We start from the raw sequence: 20,465 nt of genomic DNA, 5'->3' as shown, positions 1-20,465 counted from the left end.
AAGGACTAGGCCGATGTTTCCATTTAAAACAGCATTAAATGCCTCCACCTTAATCCCTTTCAAGCTGGATATCAGGGAGCAAGTTCGGATTGCCGCCGAGGCCGGCTATGAAGGCATTGAAATTTGGATCCGGGACGTTGAAGCCTATTTGTCCAGTGGAGGCATGATTCAGGAACTGAAACGGTATATTGCGGACACGGGTATCCCGGTTGTTAATGCAATTGCTTTTTTTAAATGGGCCGATACGGATGATGCTATAAGAGCGCAAGGTCTGAAGCAGGCAGAACGGGAGATGATCATGCTGGCCGAGCTGGGCTGCCAAGCTGTTGCAGCGCCGCCGTTTGGAAACGTGGGGCCTGTTTCATTGGAGCGGATGGCTGCCCATTATGCGGAGCTATCTGATATGGCGAAGCGGATTGGCGTCGAGCCCTACTTGGAATTTTGGGGGAGGGCGAAGAAGCTTTCTACACTTAGTGAAGCTGTGTATGTGGCTATGGAAAGTAATGTTCCCGATGCCAGGCTGTTGATCGATCCGTTTCATATGTATACCGGAAGAAGTAGCATTAACGGGCTTACCTATTTGAACGGGGATAGAATCGGTATTGTGCACGTGAATGATTACCCTGCGGAGCCGGCAAGAGAGGCAATCGCTGATCGGGACCGCGTATTTCCAGGCGACGGCAGCGCCCCATCGCGGCAGTTTGCAGCCTCTTTGCACGATATCGGCTACAACGGATATTTGTCACTGGAATTGTTTATCGAGAGTTACGGTGAGAAGAGTGCCCTTGAGGTTGCCAAGTCAGGTTTGGATTCGATTTTCAATACGTACCGTTTGTAAGAGGTTGTTCAAAAAGTCACCATTTGATCACGAAGCAGCATAGGAAGATTACTCGACATCGAATCTTGCATTCACCTTCGAAGTCCGGTGCTCATTTAGGTTTGCCTAAACTCCGCTCCTCCTTCTTCAGGTTCAGGCAAACTTCTCGGTGCTGAAATGTCGACTTTTTGAACTCACACTATTTAATCAGGAAAGGGGCATAAAATCGATGGCTAACCGGTTAGCGGGAAAGGTTGTAATCGTGACAGGAGGAACGAAGGGAATCGGAGCAGGCGTAGCGCTGATGGCGGCTAGCGAAGGGGCGCGCGTCGTCATTAACGGAAGAAATGAGCAGGACGGGGAGCGAGTTGTTCATGATATCCGGGAGAAATTTGGAGCGGAAGCTTTATTTATAAAGGGAGATATCAGCAGGGAGCCGGTTTGCAAACAGCTGATTGATGAAACGGAGGCTCGATTTGGAAGGGTTGACGGTCTTGTCAACAATGCCGGCATATTTCCGCGTGGAACTATGACCGATACGCCGGAGGAGATGTTCGACTCCATTTTTGCAGTCAATATTAAAGGCGCTTTTTTCTGCTCGATGTATGCGATTCAGTCCATGATGAAGACAGGTGGAGGCTCAATTGTTCAAATGGGTTCCACGAACGGCTACAAGGGCGGGAAGGAGCTTGCTGCTTATTCATGCTCGAAGGGAGCAATGCTGACCTTAAACCGTCATATCGCCGGTCATTATGGAAGAGACCGTATCCGTTCGAATTGGATCACAGTAGGCTGGGTTGCCTCTGAGGGGGAGATCGAACTGCATCAAAGCAGAGGTTTAAGTCCCGATGAATTGCGAAAAAGGGCTGAGTCATACATTCCAAGCGGCCGTATGCAGACACCGGAGGATATAGCTCATGGAACGGTCTTCCTGCTATCTGACGAAGCGAGTCAAATAACAGGTACTGAGCTTCACATCAACGGTGGACTCGGGTTATGATGGCTAGCTGAACAACCGAAGATAATGAATCAGGAGGAGGCGGTTGTGATGAGATTCGGTCTTACGGTTAACGGAACTGTTTATGCCATGGGTCTTCATAAGAATGCGAACCGGGAGCGAATTACAGCGTTGGAGCTTTTGCATACGGCTGAGTCGTATGGGCTTCAGGGAGCTGAGATACCGTTTGGGATGGTACAAAGCAGTGATGCCGATGAAATCGCCGATTATGCTCAGCAGAAAGGAATGTTCATCAACATAGGAGCGGGAGGCTACGATCCGACGAGCTTGATTGAAGCCATGAAGCTTGCGAAGCGTATTGGGGCACTGACGGTGAGAACAGTTGTTGGCGGAGCCAAGCTCGGCGGAGACCGCCGACATATGGCAGGGACTTGGCAGCCGTTTCTTCAAACCATATTGAGCTCATTCCAAGAAGTGATGGATTCGGTCGACCCGTCGGGTCCGTCTCTTAGCGTGGAAAACCATCAGGATTTGGCATCGGAAGAGCTGATCTGGCTTTGCGAAACGATCGGCTCAGACCGCTTCGGAATCACCCTCGATACGGGCAACCCCTTGGCTACGGCTGAAGAGCCGGTCGACTTCTTCCGCCGAATTGCTCCTTATGTAAAAAACGTACATTTGAAAGAATATGCCGTTTATTGGTCGGAGGAAGGATATCGGCTGGTTCGCAAGCCGCTTGGGCAGGGAGTAATTAATTTTCCAGAATTGCTGCGCATCTTTAACGTTGTTAACCCACAGATCACTATGTCGGTCGAACACGGCGCATTGGAGGCCAGACATGTAAGGGTTCTGGAGGAGGACTTCTGGACGGAATATCCAGAGCGTTCCGCCCGCCAGTTGACCCGCCTGCTCCGCTTTATCGAAGACACTGCCAGGAATAAGGGAGATTGGAGAACACCCTTCGAGAAAGGCGCTTCACCGGAGGAAATCGCCGATTACGAGATCAGGGAATTGGATGCTGGGCTCGCTTATCTATTCAATCTGATAAAGCCGTATACACAAGCACATTCGCAAGTTATACCAATAATCCGATGAGGTGATGAATATGACAGCGATGGATCTAAAAGGTAAAAATGCAATTGTAACCGGTTCCAGCCGGGGGCTCGGAAGACAATACGCTCATGTGCTGGCTAGTGCGGGGGCCAATGTAATTATTCATGATATAAATGAAGAAGCAGCGGCGCGATTCAACGAAGCGGCATCGGGTAGTGCTGTAGCGGAAGACATCGCTTCCACGTACGGCATCCAAACCAAATTTATTGCAGCCGATATGGGCGATCCCGATCAGGTGGAAGCGCTAATCCGCCAATCAATCGATACTCTTGGATCGATCGATATATTGATCAATAATGCCGGCGGGGATATCGGACTTCATACGCCACGCCCGGAGCCTAACGATGCACTGGACATTTCCGTTGAAGATATTCGAGCTGTGGTGGATCGCAACTTGCTGTCCACCATGTTCGCGTGCAAATTTGCAGGGCTGCACATGCGTGAACGCCGCTCCGGCAAAATCGTCAATGTCGGGTCGACTGCCGCTCATATGCCTGTTCGCGGAGGAATTATTTACGCAGCGGCGAAATCTGGAATTACCCATTATACGCGCTGTCTGGCTGAACAGCTCAGGCCATTTGACGTCAATGTCAACTGTATTTCTCCAGCTCCAACCTATACAGCCCGCTTTTTGGCGACGAGAACCGTTGCGAGCCAAGAAGGACGGTCTAGGCTACAGCAGATTGCACAACCGGAGGACATGTCAAAAATCATATTGTTCCTTTGTGGGCCTCAATCTGAAATATTGACTGGTGAAACTATCGTTTGCTGGAATTAATTGGTTATATCCGTTTTTGTTGGAAGGAGTCTATATATCAATCGTCGAATAAGTGAAGAGCTGTTACATTTGGAAGGAGGAGTTAGATACATGACCAACCAAACCGATGAAAGACGCACCGGTGCGGCAATGATCCGTGAAATGGACGAAACCTATGTGCCTTACGGCATGCTAGCCATTTGGTTTCTCGGCCAGGAGAGCGTCGTCATCAAGGGTGGGCATACCATCATTTATATTGACCCTTATTTGGCAGCGCAGAAGTCCAGGGTTTTCCAAGCGCCATTTCGACCAGAGGACGTAACTAACGCAGCTTATTGTTTAATTACACATGAGCATAGCGACCATCTGGATCCTTCAACCCTCTCCGTGCTGGCAAAAACCGGCAGCGACACGATGTTTGTAGCTCCAGGCTTTTGCCGTGGACAAATGCTGGAGTTGGGAGTACGACCTGAACGGCTGTTGGATGCGGCAACCGGGCAATGGTGGGAGGGCGAAGGCGTTAGGATCAAGCCGGTGCCAGCCGCCCATGAGGAGTTGGACTATGACCCGGTACGAGATCACCGGTTTGTTGGATACTTATTGGAACTTAACGGTGTCACCCTGTATCATGCTGGGGATACCGTAATTTATCCCGGTTTGATTGAGAGCCTCAAAGCCGAGCACATTGATATTGGTATGCTGCCGATTAACGGTCGTGATGCTTTTCGGTGGGCAAGAGGCCTGATTGGCAATATGAACTATCGGGAGGCCGCTGAGCTGGCGGTTGCAGCCGAAATGGAGACTGTGATTCCGCTGCATTACGATATGTTTGCCGGAAACAGTGAGAAGCCCGGCTATTTCGTTGATTACTTATATGAGCGTTATCCGGAGCAAAAGTTCCATGTACTGGCCAGATTTGAACGCTTCGTTTATGTATCCGCTGCAGCCTTAACAAAGAAGGGCGAATAAGATCTTTTGAAAAGCTGATTCATGAATGTCAGACATGCAATATGCTTGAACATCGATTAAAAGTTGGGGGTTGTCATAAGCGGTAAGTTAAACTGCTTGAGGCAGCCCTTTCAAGCATCAAAGGATGCTTTGAATGTGGGGTGGGCAAATGAAATTTTTTCAAATGTACAAGTCGCGAAAATATTTTCAACGAATGCTGCTTTCCATCACCTTATTGATGATTATGTTCATGGCTTTTTTTTCGTCTGCGTTTTACTATAATTCGGAATCCGTCGTACTTGACATGCAGGAAGAAGCCAACAAAAAAGTACTGACTCAAATGAATTTCAACATTCAGTATATGAACGAACTGGTTAAAAATTTGGCAACGTCGACCTTCTCCGATAACCAGATCCTGCCTTTAATGACCCATAAGGAAATCGAGACGTTCGAGCTGGTGAACAAACTACGCAGGCTGGAAAAGATTGTTGATTCTACAACCTTCCTGAAATCGATCGTCATCTATAATGGCATATGCGGCTGTTATTATTCTACGGCATCCGGTTTGGCAGCAAGTACCGATCCCGATGTCCTGTTACTAAAAGATTATATCGGTTCGACAACAGTAGTCCCCAAGCTGAAACTAATTCCTATGCGCATGAGCCGGGGAGCAGACGATCCTGATGAAATCAATGCTTTTTCTTTTTTTATTTACGACGAGAAGACTGTTCAAAATTCCGGTCAAGGTGGAATCGAGAATGCACTTATATTCAATGTAAAAACGGAATGGCTGTTCGATAATATGAAGACAGTAAACGGGATTGGCAATGAGCCGGGGAACCATATTTTTATTATGGATAACAATGGAAACATCCTTACTCCTAACCGTGAACCGAAGAGCTACAGCAATGCACTGTCAGCGGTTTTAGATGAAAAAGGGGCCGCAAACCGTTTGTCTAGCAATATGTCCTCCACCTTCATCGGTACGTTTAATGGTAAAAAAACAATCGTCACCCATCTGAATTTCGACACCTATCAATGGAAGCTGGTCATCGTTCAGCCTTATGAGCATATAGTCGGCAAGCTGGATCGTATGCGCAATACCTCGATTATCGTAACCCTATTATTTCTTCCGCTTACAGCGCTCCTTTCGCTGTTCATTTCGCATAAGCTGTACCGTCCAATCGAAACGATGATGGAGCAATTCCGCAAAAATACAAGACGTGACGACAAAGTTTCGTTCAGTGAAAAGGACGAACTGCTGTACATGTCTTCGGTCTATACGCAGGTTCTGGAGAAAATGCGGGGGATTGAGCGCGACTCACAAGCCAAAATGTCATTAGTGAAGCATTATTACGTGCGTAAGCTTATTATGGACAGCACCTCGATTACATCATCGGAAATGAAGGAATACATCGATCAGAACCATCTTCAATTAAAGTCAGACGGCCCGTACCTGCTGGCTGTTCTTCACATTGAACATTATTCGGCACTGTCTCATAAGGCCAAGCTGGCCGACCTCAGGCTTTACAAGTTTGCTATAAGAAATATTACTAAAGAAATTATGGACAAATCATTCTGTAACGAGACAGTGGATATGCGCGGCGACCATTTGGCAGTGCTAATCTCGGTCGACAGCTCTGACTGGGATTCCATACTGAAGACGGCAGCCATTCGACTGCAGGAAATTCAGGATACGATTCTCGCGTTTTATCGGATTTCCTACACCGCAACAATAAGTGATCCTATCCTCAGCTATGAGGACATTACACGGCACTATGGCTCAGCATTAAGCCTTGTCCGGTACCGGATGGTTTGTGGAACAAGGCAGATTATTACGACGGATCGGGTGAAGCGCAATATGAATAACCGGGAGCTTCACCTGCCGGAGAAGGTCGAGGAGAAATTTATCGAAGAGCTCAAGGCAGGCAACCGGCAGCAAATCGCCGCAGTACTGGACCGGATTTTCGGTTGTGTCTCCAGGCTGCATGCGGATCATGTGCTGTTCAATATGCTGCGGCTTTCCTTGATTATCTCAAACACGATGCGTGAAATGAATCAGCATCGGCTTATCCCTATTGACCTGGATTTGCAGGAATTTAACAGAACGATCATGGAAATGGAACAGCTGGACGAGATCAGAGAAGCTTTCGATTCGCTTATAGAGCGGCTACTTGATCAGATGAAGCAGGGAGACGAAAATAAACATACGATTTTGATCGATGCCATCAAGGAAATTATTGAAGAACATTATGCCGACAAAAATTTAAACCTCCAGCAGATTGCCTCGATGGTCAAGATGTCGCCGGTTTACTTGGGGCGCATGTTTAGAAACTGCGTTGGCATGTCAGTGGCGGACTATATCAACGGGGTTCGGTTGAACATTACGCTGGAGATGTTAGGCAAAGAGCAATACAACATCACCGACATTATGGATCGGGTTGGTTTCAGCAATCAAAGCTCGTATTTCCGGCAGTTTAAGAAGAAGTTCGGCGTCACGCCTAAGGAATACCGGGTCAAACAGCTGCTGGATTTCAACTGAAAGTTCACATATCGGCACCGCGACGCGCAATCAAGTATCCATCAGGCAGTAAAGTTTAAAAATGGTATCGGCTACTGCATGAATCTATACAACTGACAGTAGCCCCCAGACGTTCGGCTGTATTATGTTGAAGAAGCGGGGAAGTACTCCAGGCTTGATACAATCCAATTTATGGGAAAGAGGTGAATCGGTTGAACCCGGAGAACACGGCTCTATCCACCAGTCAGTCAAGCGCTGCGGCTGCGGCACATTATACGGGCAAAGCGCCGGGTAAGCGCGGGGCATTCAAAAAAAACCGGGAGCTACTGGCTCTATCGCTTCCGGGAGTTTTGTTCAAGCTTATTTTTTCATATTTGCCGTTGATAGGTTTGATTTTGGCATTTAAAGATTTTCGCTATGACAAAGGTATTCTTGGAAGCAACTGGATTGGCTTTAAAAACTTCGAGTTTTTTTTCACCTCGGAGGATGCTTTCCGGATTACGAGAAATACCATTTTGTACAATGTGGGCTTTATTTTGCTGACAACTATCATCGCCCTGGCGCTTGCTATCGCTTTGAACGAGGTAACGAAACGGTTTATGAAAGTTTACCAGACAGCTTTGTTTTTGCCCCATTTTCTCTCGTGGGTAGTTGTCGGGTACATCGCGCTCGCTTTTCTCGATCATGAGAAAGGATTTATTAACCAATGGTTGATACAGTTCGGCGTGGATCCGGTCAAATGGTATCAGGAGGCACAGTATTGGCCGGTCATTTTAAACCTCGTGCATTTATGGAAAAACATTGGTTTTGCCACGCTTATCTATTACGCCGGCATTATCGGACTTGACTCCAGCTATTATGAGGCCGCAAAAATTGACGGCGCAGGACGATGGCAGATGATTACCCGAATTACAATTCCTCTGCTTACACCACTTATCTTGATTTTATTTATACTTGATATCGGCAAAATATTCCGCGCTGATTTCGGACTGTTTTACTTTATTCCTAACAACTCGGGCATGATTTACTCCTCCACAGATGTCATCGATACGTACGTGTTCCGTTCATTGAAAGTTGTGGGAGACCTCGGCATGTCAACGGCGGTTGGTCTTTATCAATCGGTGATCGGATTCATACTGGTGCTTTGTACCAACGCTATCATTAAAAAAATCAACCACGAAAATGCCTTGTGGTAGGAAGGGGGCAACGCTGACGTGCTTTTCAAAATTTCGCCGTTGCAGTGGCTGATTCATGTTTATTTTGCCGCGCTTACCCTGGTTATGCTGCTTCCGCTAATCCTTATCATCTCGGTATCGTTTACTAATGAGCTGACCCTCAGCACCGAAGGCTACCGGTTTATACCAAGCCAATTCAGCTTAGCTGCCTACAAGACTTTATTCGAAGCGCCGGGCATTCTGCTTAATGCTTACGGGGTCACGATTCTCGTTACTGTTCTTGGCACCGCTTGCGGACTGCTGCTGACTTCTATGCTGGCCTATACGATCTCGCGGCCCGATTACCGCTATAGACGGATAACAACGCTTTTCGTATTTTTCACGATGCTGTTTAACGGAGGACTCGTACCGTTCTACATTTTGATAACGCAATATTTGCATCTTAAAGACACGCTCGGTGCGCTTATTCTGCCTTATTTGATCAGCCCGTTTCTAGTGATGGTGATGAAAGGCTTTCTCGAAAAAATTCCACTGGAAATTATCGAATCAGCCAAAATGGACGGAGCGAGTGAGTTTCGGATATTTTTTACACTCATTTTGCCGCTGTCCACGCCGGCTTTGGCGACAGTTGGGCTGTTTATTTCATTCACTTACTGGAATGATTGGTGGTTGGGGCTCCTATTTATCGATGCGGAGAAGCTGGTGCCTTTGCAATTGTTGTTATACAGAGTCATGAACTCAATCGAATTTTTGCGGTCGAATACCGAATTTATGTCCACTATGACTATCGATATGTCGCAGTTCCCGAATTTGTCAGCACGCATGGCGATGGCCATATTAGGAGCAGGGCCGATGCTGTTTATTTTCCCTTTTTTCCAAAAATATTTTGTCAGGGGATTGACGGTAGGCTCTTTAAAGGGTTGATTCTATAATGAGGGCGGAGGTTTCGATAAAGATGAGAGCGCTATCAAAAGGGAAGCAATTGCGGGTTACAATGGCTAGCCTGCTCTGCGTTGCAATGTTGAGCGCATGTAGCGGCGGCGGGGGAGGCGGGACGGCCAAGCCAGGAGATCAGCCGGGAAAAGCGGGGGAAACCGGCAATTCAAATTTGAAACCGGTAGAGCTGATCTGGTATTACCCCATGAACAAAATGCAACAGGATCAAAAGACAATCGAAGAAGAAGTTAACAAAATTACTAAAGCGAAGCTGAACGCGACGGTCAAGATGGGGCCGATCGATATAGGCAGCTACGAGCAAAAGATGAATACGATGGTTGCAGCCAATGAACCGATGGACATCATCTGGACATCGCACTGGAACTTTAAAATGGACCAGAATGTAGCTAAAGGTGCCTTTCTCCAGCTGGATGAATTGATTGACAAATATGCTCCGAAGCTGAAGAAAAGCCGTCCGGAATCGGTATGGAACTTCTCCAAAATCGATGGAAAAACGTATGCCGTTCTCAGCTATCAGACGGTCACGGAGCGTTCGGGCTTTTTGGTGCAAAAGCGGTATGCGGATAAATACGGTTTGAATCCTGCGGATATTAAAAATCCTTTCGATATGGAGTCGTTTTTTGCCAAGCTTAAGGCGGGCGAAAAGGATGTTATCCCTTACGGTATCAGTCGGCTTGGTGCAACGGGCGGGATGCTGAACCCAATTTTGGAAGGCGTTACGTCAGGAGTATCGATATACAGAGGAGACAAATCGCTGAAGCTGGTACCGACCTACGAAACGCCAGAATATAAGGACCTGCTGCCAAAGCTGCACGACTGGTTTAAAAAGGGTTATATCAACCAGGACGCAGCGACCCTGAAGTCGATTACCGAGCTGCAAATCACGGGCAAAGTCGCAGCGATCTTCCATAACGTGCTTAAGCCGGGACGGGAAGGTGAGGAAAGGGTGACGATGGGTGGTAACGATGTCATTGCTTTGTATACTTCGGGCGTCACGCTGCCTGCAATTAACCTGTCCTCCGCGATGGGGATCAGCCGCAACTCGAAAAATCCAGACCGTGCTATGATGTTCCTGGAGCTGTTGAACTCGGATAAAGAGCTGTTTAACTTGATCAGCTACGGGATCGAAGGCAAGCATTACAGCAAAGTGGATGCGGATCACGTAAAAAGTATTGCGAACGGCGGCTACGCCCCGAATCAGTCTTGGGTGTTCGGCAATGTCTTTAACTCGTATTTGCAAGAAGGGCAGCCTTCGGGAACATGGGAAGAAACGCAAAAGCTTAACGAATCGGCTGTTCCTTCCGTCCTGACAGGCTTCGTGTTTAATCTTGATCCGGTCAAGACCGAAATAGCCAATATGAAAGCGGTGGAGGATGAATATTTGCCGTCATTAAGTACGGGCACCGTCGACCCTGCGCAAAAATATAACGAATTTATCGACAAATACAAGAAGGCGGGCCAGCCTAAAGTGATGGCCGAAGTGCAGAAGCAGTTGGACGCTTGGAAGGCCAAGCAGGTGAAATAAGCGGCTGATCAGCGACAGCATGGAGTTAACGGGAGTCCAAAATTTGTAAATATTAAAAGCCGCATAGCTTGCGGCTTTTTTTTAATTTGTGAGAGGATCATTATCCTTATATTTTTTCTTGAATGGAGTTAAAAAATGGTATAGTAATAACAATAGTTTGTTCCCGGGTTAGGGGACAGAGTCCCACATCCATTCACTGAAGGAGGGAGGATATGGCACGGCAGAGTAAGAAGAAAAAGTCCATATTGCAGGAAATCAGAGAGACGATTCATTTGCTTACTAAACCCAAACGCAGCACCAAAAAAGTAACCCGTCGAAAGGCTGCGACTCCTAAACAATTGAAAGACAATACTGAAAGTACACAGGAACTCCAGGAGAAGCTAGAGCAGAAATTAACTAAAAAAATGTCTGAGGACATGCAAAAGATGAAGCTGCAAGTGAAACAAGAGCTTTTGGAGAAGCTGACCAAGCCAAAACCTATATTAAAAAACAATAAAAATGATTCTGTTAAGAAAAAGAAAAAAGAGGTTACTGTTAGAAAAAAAGTAAATGGAACGGGTAAAATAGTAACCAAGCAGGACAAGGGGACATATAAACCGCTAACGGACTGTACTTTTCTTAAATTATTGATTTTATCAGATAGTGTAAAAGGTGAAGTTGTTGTGGGATATGAGCTCCTGGATAACAGCAGTCAAGAAGTTTGGGGAATTGGGATTCATGAAGGTACCAGGCTGGGAAGATCCAAATTGATTTTGAATACAAAAGTTAAGAGCCGTCAAGTAGAGTCGGAGCGTCAATATTATCTGGCGAACAATAAGGATGATACTCTGTATTTCTCAGAAAATTACAAAAAGCCAGCTCTGTTGAATGGCAAAGTAACAATCGCGAATTACACAAACGGACTTGCCGAAGCCATCCAACAAGCTTATATGGCAGGATATCAAAGCAAAAGTAAAATACCGAAGTTGCGAATGGTGAAAACAGGTAACTAAAACTGAGTAAAAACCGAAATCAGCGCTTGACAAAGTCATTCAATTTCGACTCGGTGTTTAGCCCGGCTCTAGATATGACTCTAAGAACGACAATGGCAGCAAGCACAAGATATTATTCGATTCGAAGCTGTTGCCTACCTCAAGCCTGCAATTATACATCCTTTTAGCGAGTTTATCGTAGAATTCTTCTTGAATTCATGCAAATGTGCATCTTTTTTCCATTCTTAGCTAATACTAGACCGCATTATATGAAAATTGCTGTATTTTTGCAGTTTATTCCTCCCACCCGCAAATTTCAGCAGATAATAACTGTATTTTCGCAGGATTTTATATGGTCCAATTGAAGCTAACAAGATTCATTTTCACCGATTCACATTTCAAGTTCATCCTTGTTTCTAATTAGGGCAGTATCGATCAGCCTGTAAGCTGCTTGATTCATGTAACTATTTCACAAGTTCAATAAACTTGCTTGCCGCATTGGAAAGCGGCATGTTGCGCATAATCATGAAGCCCACTTGGGAAGGTGGCATCTGGATATCTAATTGAATCTCAAAGAGGGAGCCTTCTTCCAGTTCCTTGGAAATGAATTCTTTCGTTATGTAAGAGATTCCGAGACCTTTCCGCGCAAACTCGATGAGAAGATCGACGCTTCCCACCTCAATTTCAGGTTTGATTTGATATCCATAGCTTTGAAATAATTCCGTGATGGCCATTCGTACCCGGCTATTCCGCGAGAATAGGATGATTGGGTACTGAAGCAGCAGCTCCAGTGAGAGCACCCTATCCTTAAGCTCGTCATAACGAGCCCCCGCTACAAAGCAATCCTGCAGCTGTATTCCCTTCATCACTTCAAGCTGAGAATCGACGATAGGCATACGAACGACCCCCAAATCGATTTTGCCTTCTTTCAAAAATGAGATGGTTTCTGGCGTGGTCCCATGATTTAGATGCAATTTGATACCGGGATACTTCTCATGATAGGTTTCCAGGTAAGGAAGTAAATAATGCTTAAATAAAGAATCACTGCCGCCGATCCTTAGCTCGCCGCTGTCCAGATTTTTAAGCGCGGCCATTTTTTCTTCGGCCAAGGAAATGAGGATCTGAGACTTCTCAATATAAGAATACAGGATGATGCCCTCTGGCGTTAAGGCAACGCCTTTGGAATTCCGGTAAAACAAGGTGATGCCGAAGCTCTCTTCCAGCTGCTTGATAGCGTGGGTGACGCTAGGCTGGGTGAGGAACAATGATTTGGCAGCCTTAGACAGGCTTCCCGTCTTCGCAGCCCAGTAAAAAACCTTGTATAGTTCGTAATTGATCATAGACGTGGTCTATATCTCCCTTAAAATATATTAATTACCTGTATAGGTGATATTCGTATTATAGTGGATAAGAGAAATAGAAACCAGAGCTAACCAAGAAGCACTGCTGGAAGGAGAAGAAAATGGAGGCTACCACGTTTGTCTTGTTTGGAGCTACAGGGGATTTAGCCAAAAGAAAAATTTACCCTGCTCTGTATAATTTGTTCATCGATCAGAAATTACCACTGTCCTTCTCCGTAATCGGCCTTGGAAGAAGAGAGCTATCTGATAAAGCTTTTCAAGCAAATGTCGAGCAATCTCTCCTCACGTTTTCCAGGCGTGAAGCGAACGATCCTGTATTAATGGAAAACTTCTTACGTAAATTCCGTTATAACGTTCTTGACGTAAACCGTAAAGAAGATTACCAGAAGCTGCTGCAGCTGATTGAACAACAGGAAGAAGAGCTTCGCATGGAGCCGAATCGCATGTTTTATTTGTCCGTAGGACCTGAATTTTTTGAAACCATCACAGCCAACATCCATGAAAGCGGGCTTGGTTCTGCGAAAGGCTGGAAGCGTCTTGTGATCGAGAAGCCTTTCGGTCATGATTTGCAGTCCGCTCGGGATTTGAATAAAAATCTGAGCAAAGCTTTTACAGAAAATGAGATTTTTCGAATCGATCATTATCTCGGCAAGCCGATGGTACAGAAGCTTGATGTTCTACAGCAGAGCAATCCGGTCCTTCAAGCATTATGGGGAAACCGATACATTGCTAACGTTCAAATAACGGCCAACGAAACCGTAGGTGTTGAAGAACGTGCCGGCTATTACGATCATGTTGGTGCTGTGAGAGACATGTTCCAAAACCATATGCTGCAATTGCTCATGATGCTGACGATCCACCTCCCGAACAACAGTACTTCAGAGAATGTCCGCTTCAAAAAGAAACTGGTGATGGATTCCCTGAAACTGCTGCAAAAAGAGGATGTCAGCTCCAACGTTATCCGCGGGCAGTACGGAGAAGGAACGATCCAGGGGAAACCGGTGGTCGGTTATATATCTGAACCCAACATTGCGGCAACCTCAAGAAATGACACCTTTATCGCAGCAAAGCTGCAAATCGATGATTATTTTTGGCGGGGCGTTCCTTTTTACATCCGTACCGGCAAAAGAATGAAGGACAAATCGACACGAATCGTGATCGAGTTCAAAGAACCGTTAAAGCAGTCAGGGACAGCAGCAGATACTAAAATGCCTAACCTTCTCATATTTGAAATCAGTCCTAACGAAGGCATTTTGCTCCAATTAAATACAATAGATCCACTGAACAAAGGCGAGTTCAAGCCGATTCATATCGACTTTCATGAGAGTAGGGACAATGTGCCCGAGGCTTATGAGAACTTGATTTGCGACGCTTTGCACGGAGATTCTACGTTTTTCGCGCATTGGGATGAAGTTGAATTATCATGGCAATGGGTTCAACCTATCTTAGATGCATACGAAGAGAACCTGGTGCCGCTCCATCTCTACACAGCTGGTACTTACGGACCTGTCGAGTCCGATGAGCTGTTGGCACAAGACGGTTATCATTGGTGGTTCGATGACAAATCGGTACAAGAAATCGAGTCCATAAAAGGAGGACAATATGCCTATCACACAAACGATTGATCAACTGGCTATCGATACAATTCGTACGTTATCTATTGATGCCATTAACGCTGCCAATTCTGGACATCCGGGGTTGCCAATGGGAGCTGCGCCTATGGCGTATACACTTTGGAGCAAGCATCTCAATCACAATCCGGCCCATGCAAAATGGTTCAATCGGGATCGCTTTGTATTATCCGCGGGTCACGGCTCTGCTTTGCTTTACAGCCTTCTGCATTTGTCTGGCTACAATGTTTCTATAGAAGATGTGAAGCAGTTCCGCAAGCTGAACAGTAAGACACCGGGACATCCTGAATTTGGCCACACAGATGGCGTAGATGCAACAACCGGTCCTCTAGGACAAGGTATTGCGATGGCTGTAGGAATGGCGATGGCAGAAGCGCACCTGGCTTCGAAATTTAACCAAAGCGGGTTCCCGGTTGTCGACCACTTCACCTATGCGCTTGTCGGAGATGGCTGCTTGATGGAAGGGATCTCTTACGAGGCCATGTCCATGGCAGGACATATGAAACTGGGCAAATTGGTTGTATTGTACGATTCCAACGACATTTCCCTGGACGGCGATCTCAATCTTTCCTTTGGGGAGAACATGCAAAAAAGAGCAGAATCCGCAAATTGGCAGTATTTGAGAGTTGAAGACGGCAATGACATCGAGCAAATTGCTAAAGCTATTGAAGCAGCCAAGCAAAATGATTCCCAGCCGACGATTATCGAAATCAGGACGATTATCGGATACGGAAGCAAAGTAGCGGGAACAAATAAAGCGCATGGTGCTCCGCTCGGCAAAGAAGAAGGGAAAGCTACCAAGGAAGCTTACGGTTGGAAGTATGAGGAAGAATTCACGGTTCCGGCAGAAGTGAAAGCCCATTTTGCGCAGCTCAAACAAAATGGCGAGGCCAAAGAAGCAGCGTGGAATCAATTGATCAGCTCCTATAAAGTACAGCATCCTGCACTTGGCACGGAGCTTGAACAAGTCATTGGTGGTGCTGTCGTAATCGATGCAGCAGACATTCTTACCTTTGATTCTTCCAAGTCGATTTCAACACGTGTAGCAAGCGGTCAAGCGATCAATCATTTCGTTAAATCGGTTCCTTCGATTTTCGGTGGCAGCGCGGACTTGTCCCATTCCACTATGACCGATATTAGCGGTGAGCAAGTATTTGCCATTGAATCTTATTCGGGACGTAATATCTACTTCGGCGTTCGCGAGCATGCAATGGGTGCAGCTGGCAACGGTATGGCGCTGCACGGCGGCGTGAAACCATTCGTAAGCACGTTCTTCGTGTTTAGCGACTATTTGCGCCCGTCGATTCGACTGGCTGCTCTGCAGAAACTGCCTGTTATTTACGTATTTACCCATGATTCAGTGGCTGTCGGAGAGGATGGACCCACACATGAGCCCGTTGAGCACCTGGCAGCTTTGCGTACCATTCCAGGGCTTACGGTGATACGTCCAACCGATGCCAATGAAACGGCAAGTGCATGGGCCTACGCCTTGCAGCAAAATGAAGGTCCGGTAGCCCTGGTGCTGAGCAGACAGAACCTGCCTATCTATGAGGCGACCAAAGGCAATATAGACGGAGTAACCAAAGGAGCATATGTGCTGACGGAAACGAATAATCAGCCGGATGTCATCCTGATTGCCACCGGTTCTGAAGTTTCCTTGGCCGTGAACGCGAAGGCTGAGCTTGAGAAGGATAATATTTCTGTACGCGTAGTTGCCATGCCAAGCCGAGAGCTGTTCAACCGTCAATCTGAAGCTTATAAGCAATCGGTGCTTCCTGATTCTGTGACAAAGCGTTTAGCTATCGAAGCTGGCATTTCGCTTGGTTGGGAACGATACACAGGAGCAAGCGGCAGTGTATTGTCAATCGATACATTCGGAGCTTCGGGATCAGGTCCTGAGGTGTTGGAATACTTTGGCTTCTCCGTGGATAATGTAGTTCGTTTGACGAAAGAATTACTGTAGGAAGTGGAAGAAAACAAAAAAAACAGTTAAACTATAGTTTGAATGTTAAATTATACCCATAAAAAACGGAGGTAATAACTATGAAATTTTTTATCGACACGGCTAATCTGGTAGATATCAAAAAAGCTTATAAAACAGGTCTTTTGTCCGGTGTTACGACAAACCCATCTTTGATTGCCAAAGAAGGCGTGAAATTCGAAGATCGCATCGCTGAGATTTTGCGCGAAGTACCTGAGGTTGAATCCGTTTCGGCCGAAGTAACACCTGATGCAGAAACAGCTGAGGACATGATCGCACAAGCGAATGAACTGATCAAAATCAACAACAATGACAAAAACATTACCATTAAGCTCCCGATGACGTTGGCAGGCTTGGAGGCATGCCGTTACCTGACGAAGAAAGGTGTTAAGACAAACGTAACATTGATCTTCACTGTGAACCAAGCACTCTTGGCAGCTCGCGCTGGCGCAACTTATGTATCCCCGTTCCTGGGCCGTTTGGATGATATTTCGGAAGATGGCGTTCTACTCGTCTCGAAAATCGCTGAATTGTTCCGTACACATAACCTGGATGCACAAATCATCGCGGCATCTGTCCGTCATCCGGACCACGTAACACGCGTAGCCATGGCTGGTGCCCATATCGCAACAATTCCTTTCTCAGTCATCGAACAAATGTCCAAACATCCTCTAACGGATCAAGGCATGGAGAAATTTGCTGCCGATTGGAAAAAAACAACGCAACTTTAAGCTGCACTTTATTATAAAAGGGTTTAAAGGAGAACAATTCAAATGACAATTTCATTCGATTACTTCAATGCGCTATCGTTTATCCAGCAGCACGAGGTGGATAATTTCAGTGAGTTCGTGAAGGTAGCTCACAATATGCTGCATGAGAAGCAGGGCCCTGGATCCGATTATTTGGGCTGGGTTAATCTGCCGCTTGATTATGATAAAGAAGAATTTGCGAGAATTAAAGACGCCGCGCAACGCATTCGCAGCAATTCTCAAGCTCTCATCGTAATTGGTATCGGTGGTTCCTATTTGGGAGCAAGATCGGCGATTGAAGCGCTATCCCATACTTTCCATAACCAAATGAAGGGCAATACGGAGGTGTATTTTGCCGGTCAAAATATCAGCTCAACGTATATCACTCATTTATTGGAGCTGCTTGAGGGCAAAGATATTTCCCTAAATGTTATTTCCAAGTCGGGCACGACGACGGAACCGGCCATTGCATTCCGTATTTTGCGTGATTATATGGAAAAGAAATATGGTAAAGAGGAAGCACGCAAACGCATCTTCGCGACAACCGACCAATCGAAAGGCGCACTCAAAAAACTTGCCGATGAAGAAGGCTATGAAACCTTCGTCATTCCCGATGATGTAGGCGGACGTTATTCCGTGCTTACAGCGGTAGGGCTTCTGCCGATTGCAACTGCCGGACTCAACATCGATCAAATGATGGAAGGAGCAGCGGCTGCTGCTAAGAAATACAATAATCCCGATCTAGCTTCAAATGAGAGCTATCAGTATGCGGCTGTTCGTAACGCTCTTTACCGTAAAGGTAAAACAATTGAGCTGCTTGCTAACTTTGAGCCCTCTCTGCATTTTGTTTCCGAATGGTGGAAGCAGCTGTTTGGTGAAAGCGAAGGGAAGGACCAAAAAGGGCTATATCCGGCATCCGTCGATTTCACGACCGATTTGCATTCCATGGGCCAATATGTTCAAGAAGGTCGACGCGATCTCATCGAGACAGTGCTTTCGGTGAAGAAAGCGAAAGTCGAATTTACTATCCAAGAGGACTCCGGTAATCTGGACGGATTGAATTTTGTTGCAGGAATGACAATGGATGAAGTGAACAAGAAGGCAGCAGAGGGCACGCGGCTTGCACATGTCGATGGCGGCGTACCTAATCTGATTGTTGAATTGGATGAGCTCAATGAGTATACGTACGGCGAAATGGTTTATTTCTTCGAGAAAGCCTGCGGCATCAGCGGCTTGCTGCTTGGGGTTAACCCGTTCGATCAACCTGGCGTAGAGGCGTACAAAATCAATATGTTTGCACTGCTTGGCAAGCCTGGTTTTGAGGAGCAAAAAGCTGAGCTCTTAAAACGCTTATCTACAGCCGGACAGTAATGACAGGGAGGTAGCTACTTGTGAAAAAACAACAAATTGGCGTGGTCGGTTTGGCCGTCATGGGTAAAAACCTCGCCTTGAATATCGAAAGCAAGGGTTTCTCGGTTGCGGTGTATAACCGTTCAGCCGAGAAAACAAATGAACTATTGGCAGAAGCGCAAGGAAAAGATTTCGTTGGCACCTACAACGTAGAAGAATTCGTCCAGTCGCTGGAGAAACCGCGTAAAATCCTCATTATGGTCAAAGCGGGCCAACCTACTGACGATACTATTAATCAGCTGGTGCCATACCTGGATCAAGGAGATATTCTGATCGACGGCGGAAACGCATATTTCCCTGATACACAGCGCAGAAACAAGGATCTTCAGGCTCAAGGCTTCCGCTTCATCGGCGCAGGCGTTTCTGGAGGAGAAGAAGGCGCATTGAAAGGCCCAGCAATTATGCCTGGTGGGCAAAAAGATGCGTATGAGCTGGTTGAGCCGATCCTGACAGCCATTTCTGCCAAAGTGAATGGCGATCCTTGCTCGACTTATATTGGAGCAGATGGCGCAGGCCATTATGTCAAAATGGTACACAACGGCATCGAATACGGCGATATGCAGCTTATTGGCGAAGCCTATCATCTACTCAAGGATGTACTGAACTTGAGTACAAGCCAACTGCATGACATTTTCACAGAATGGAACAATGGCGAGCTGGATAGCTACTTGATCGAAATTACAGCCGATATTTTCAAGAAGGCAGATCCCGATACAGGCAAACCGATGGTGGATGTAATTCTTGATTCGGCAGGGCAAAAAGGAACAGGTAAATGGACTAGCCAAAGTGCATTGGATCTGGGCGTTCCATTGTCCATCATAACTGAATCCGTGTTCGCGCGGTTTATCTCCGCAATGAAAGAAGAACGCGTAGCCGCTAGCAAGCTGTTGAGTGGTCCTGCGGTATCCGGTTATGAAGGGGACCCTAATGAATTTATCGAAGCAGTTCGCAAAGCTTTGTATACTAGTAAAATAGCTTCCTATGCTCAGGGCTTTGCACAAATGAGAGCTGCTTCTGACGCATACAACTGGGATCTGAACTATGGCAGCATTGCGATGATATTCCGCGGTGGATGTATTATCCGTGCAAGATTCCTGCAAAATATTAAGGATGCCTATGACCGAAACCCCGCTTTAAGCAACCTGTTCTTGGACGAATACTTCAACGGTATCGTTGAAAACTATCAGGATGCTTGGAGAAAAGTCATAACGATTGCCGTAACCAGAGGAATTCCGGTTCCTGCTTTTGCTTCTGCTTTAGCTTATTATGACAGCTATCGATCGGAGAGGCTGCCAGCTAATTTACTGCAAGCACAAAGGGATTATTTCGGGGCTCATACGTTCCAACGTCTTGATAAAGAAGGAAGCTTCCATTTCCAATGGATGGACAATAACAAGTAAGTGCGATCCCTAAATTACGATCCATTCATTTAACAACAAAGGCACTCCTAGCGGCTGGTCATGAAATGTTGTATTTCATGACCAGCCAATATAGGAGTGCTTTTTAGTTAATGTGTCTCCTATACCGGGAAATCGTAGTTGACGGAAGGTAGCAACGGAGCTTCCAGCCTTGATAGTCCATCAACCATACC

General features: G+C 46.3%; 16 protein-coding genes. 15 read left to right on the top strand and 1 reads right to left on the bottom strand.

Annotation, left to right across the window (positions count from 1 at the left end; translation table 11 throughout):
- The first annotated feature begins 13 nt into the window (after positions 1-13).
- From NV381_RS03845 to NV381_RS03800, 10 genes are all read left to right on the top strand, one after another.
- The gene (locus NV381_RS03845) at positions 14-838 is read left to right on the top strand and encodes a sugar phosphate isomerase/epimerase family protein (RefSeq protein ID WP_258211946.1); all 825 of its coding nucleotides are present in this window, start codon (positions 14-16) and stop codon (positions 836-838) included.
- 208 nt (positions 839-1,046) lie between these two features.
- Positions 1,047-1,817: an SDR family NAD(P)-dependent oxidoreductase gene (locus NV381_RS03840; RefSeq protein WP_258211945.1), complete on the top strand. Its 771-nt coding sequence runs from the start codon at positions 1,047-1,049 to the stop codon at positions 1,815-1,817.
- 48 nt (positions 1,818-1,865) lie between these two features.
- Positions 1,866-2,870 carry a sugar phosphate isomerase/epimerase family protein gene (locus tag NV381_RS03835; protein WP_258211944.1) on the top strand — a complete coding sequence of 335 codons (1,005 nt, stop codon included), beginning with the start codon at positions 1,866-1,868 and terminating at the stop codon, positions 2,868-2,870.
- A gap of 10 nt (positions 2,871-2,880) precedes the next feature.
- Positions 2,881-3,666 (top strand): SDR family NAD(P)-dependent oxidoreductase, encoded by a 786-nt coding sequence (locus NV381_RS03830; protein WP_258211943.1) that lies wholly within the window; start codon positions 2,881-2,883, stop codon positions 3,664-3,666.
- Between the two features lie 90 nt (positions 3,667-3,756).
- Positions 3,757-4,614, top strand: coding sequence for an MBL fold metallo-hydrolase (locus tag NV381_RS03825; protein WP_258211942.1), 858 nt, complete (start codon positions 3,757-3,759; stop codon positions 4,612-4,614).
- A gap of 148 nt (positions 4,615-4,762) precedes the next feature.
- A complete protein-coding gene (locus tag NV381_RS03820) occupies positions 4,763-7,135 on the top strand; it encodes an AraC family transcriptional regulator (RefSeq protein WP_258211941.1) in 2,373 nt (790 codons plus the stop codon).
- Between the two features lie 305 nt (positions 7,136-7,440).
- Positions 7,441-8,310 carry an ABC transporter permease subunit gene (locus NV381_RS03815; protein WP_258212146.1) on the top strand — a complete coding sequence of 290 codons (870 nt, stop codon included), beginning with the start codon at positions 7,441-7,443 and terminating at the stop codon, positions 8,308-8,310.
- Positions 8,311-8,394: 84 nt separating this feature from the next.
- Entirely contained in the window at positions 8,395-9,213 is an 819-nt protein-coding gene (locus tag NV381_RS03810; RefSeq protein WP_258212145.1) for a carbohydrate ABC transporter permease, read from the top strand.
- Between the two features lie 31 nt (positions 9,214-9,244).
- Positions 9,245-10,771 (top strand): ABC transporter substrate-binding protein, encoded by a 1,527-nt coding sequence (locus NV381_RS03805; RefSeq protein ID WP_258211940.1) that lies wholly within the window; start codon positions 9,245-9,247, stop codon positions 10,769-10,771.
- 212 nt (positions 10,772-10,983) lie between these two features.
- Positions 10,984-11,763, top strand: coding sequence for a hypothetical protein (locus tag NV381_RS03800; RefSeq protein WP_258211939.1), 780 nt, complete (start codon positions 10,984-10,986; stop codon positions 11,761-11,763).
- A 443-nt stretch (positions 11,764-12,206) separates the two neighbouring features.
- On the opposite strand, the gene NV381_RS03795 is transcribed toward NV381_RS03800, so the two are convergent.
- Positions 12,207-13,082, bottom strand: a complete 876-nt coding sequence (locus NV381_RS03795) for a LysR family transcriptional regulator (protein WP_258211938.1) — start codon at positions 13,080-13,082, stop codon at positions 12,207-12,209.
- Positions 13,083-13,204: 122 nt separating this feature from the next.
- Between NV381_RS03795 and zwf the strand changes: the two genes are divergently transcribed.
- The 5 genes from zwf to gndA all read left to right on the top strand — a co-directional run bounded on the left by zwf (position 13,205) and on the right by gndA (position 20,274).
- Positions 13,205-14,728, top strand: coding sequence for a glucose-6-phosphate dehydrogenase (gene zwf / locus NV381_RS03790; protein WP_258211937.1), 1,524 nt, complete (start codon positions 13,205-13,207; stop codon positions 14,726-14,728).
- Positions 14,712-16,697, top strand: coding sequence for a transketolase (tkt, locus tag NV381_RS03785; RefSeq protein ID WP_258212144.1), 1,986 nt, complete (start codon positions 14,712-14,714; stop codon positions 16,695-16,697). The genes zwf and tkt overlap by 17 nt, the downstream gene beginning before the upstream one ends.
- A gap of 80 nt (positions 16,698-16,777) precedes the next feature.
- Positions 16,778-17,446, top strand: a complete 669-nt coding sequence (gene fsa, locus NV381_RS03780) for a fructose-6-phosphate aldolase (RefSeq protein ID WP_258211936.1) — start codon at positions 16,778-16,780, stop codon at positions 17,444-17,446.
- Between the two features lie 42 nt (positions 17,447-17,488).
- The gene (locus tag NV381_RS03775; RefSeq protein ID WP_258211935.1) at positions 17,489-18,835 is read left to right on the top strand and encodes a glucose-6-phosphate isomerase; all 1,347 of its coding nucleotides are present in this window, start codon (positions 17,489-17,491) and stop codon (positions 18,833-18,835) included.
- Between the two features lie 20 nt (positions 18,836-18,855).
- Entirely contained in the window at positions 18,856-20,274 is a 1,419-nt protein-coding gene (gene gndA / locus NV381_RS03770) for an NADP-dependent phosphogluconate dehydrogenase (RefSeq protein WP_258211934.1), read from the top strand.
- Positions 20,275-20,465 lie beyond the last annotated feature (191 nt).

Source organism: Paenibacillus radicis (ex Xue et al. 2023) (genome assembly GCF_024722015.1).
In the GTDB taxonomy this organism is placed as follows: Bacteria; Bacillota; Bacilli; order Paenibacillales; family NBRC-103111; genus Paenibacillus_S.
The sequence above is the reverse complement of the archived record's forward strand: the minus strand, read 5'-3'. Positions and strand labels throughout refer to the sequence as shown.

Coding starts and splice junctions, on each gene's coding strand:
- NV381_RS03845 (WP_258211946.1), top strand. CDS start 14: ATGTTTCCATTTAAAACAGCATTAAATGCCTCCACCTTAATCCCTTTC.
- NV381_RS03840 (WP_258211945.1), top strand. CDS start 1,047: ATGGCTAACCGGTTAGCGGGAAAGGTTGTAATCGTGACAGGAGGAACG.
- NV381_RS03835 (WP_258211944.1), top strand. CDS start 1,866: ATGAGATTCGGTCTTACGGTTAACGGAACTGTTTATGCCATGGGTCTT.
- NV381_RS03830 (WP_258211943.1), top strand. CDS start 2,881: ATGACAGCGATGGATCTAAAAGGTAAAAATGCAATTGTAACCGGTTCC.
- NV381_RS03825 (WP_258211942.1), top strand. CDS start 3,757: ATGACCAACCAAACCGATGAAAGACGCACCGGTGCGGCAATGATCCGT.
- NV381_RS03820 (WP_258211941.1), top strand. CDS start 4,763: ATGAAATTTTTTCAAATGTACAAGTCGCGAAAATATTTTCAACGAATG.
- NV381_RS03810 (WP_258212145.1), top strand. CDS start 8,395: ATGCTGCTTCCGCTAATCCTTATCATCTCGGTATCGTTTACTAATGAG.
- NV381_RS03805 (WP_258211940.1), top strand. CDS start 9,245: ATGAGAGCGCTATCAAAAGGGAAGCAATTGCGGGTTACAATGGCTAGC.
- NV381_RS03800 (WP_258211939.1), top strand. CDS start 10,984: ATGGCACGGCAGAGTAAGAAGAAAAAGTCCATATTGCAGGAAATCAGA.
- NV381_RS03795 (WP_258211938.1), bottom strand. CDS start 13,082: ATGATCAATTACGAACTATACAAGGTTTTTTACTGGGCTGCGAAGACG.
- zwf (WP_258211937.1), top strand. CDS start 13,205: ATGGAGGCTACCACGTTTGTCTTGTTTGGAGCTACAGGGGATTTAGCC.
- fsa (WP_258211936.1), top strand. CDS start 16,778: ATGAAATTTTTTATCGACACGGCTAATCTGGTAGATATCAAAAAAGCT.
- NV381_RS03775 (WP_258211935.1), top strand. CDS start 17,489: ATGACAATTTCATTCGATTACTTCAATGCGCTATCGTTTATCCAGCAG.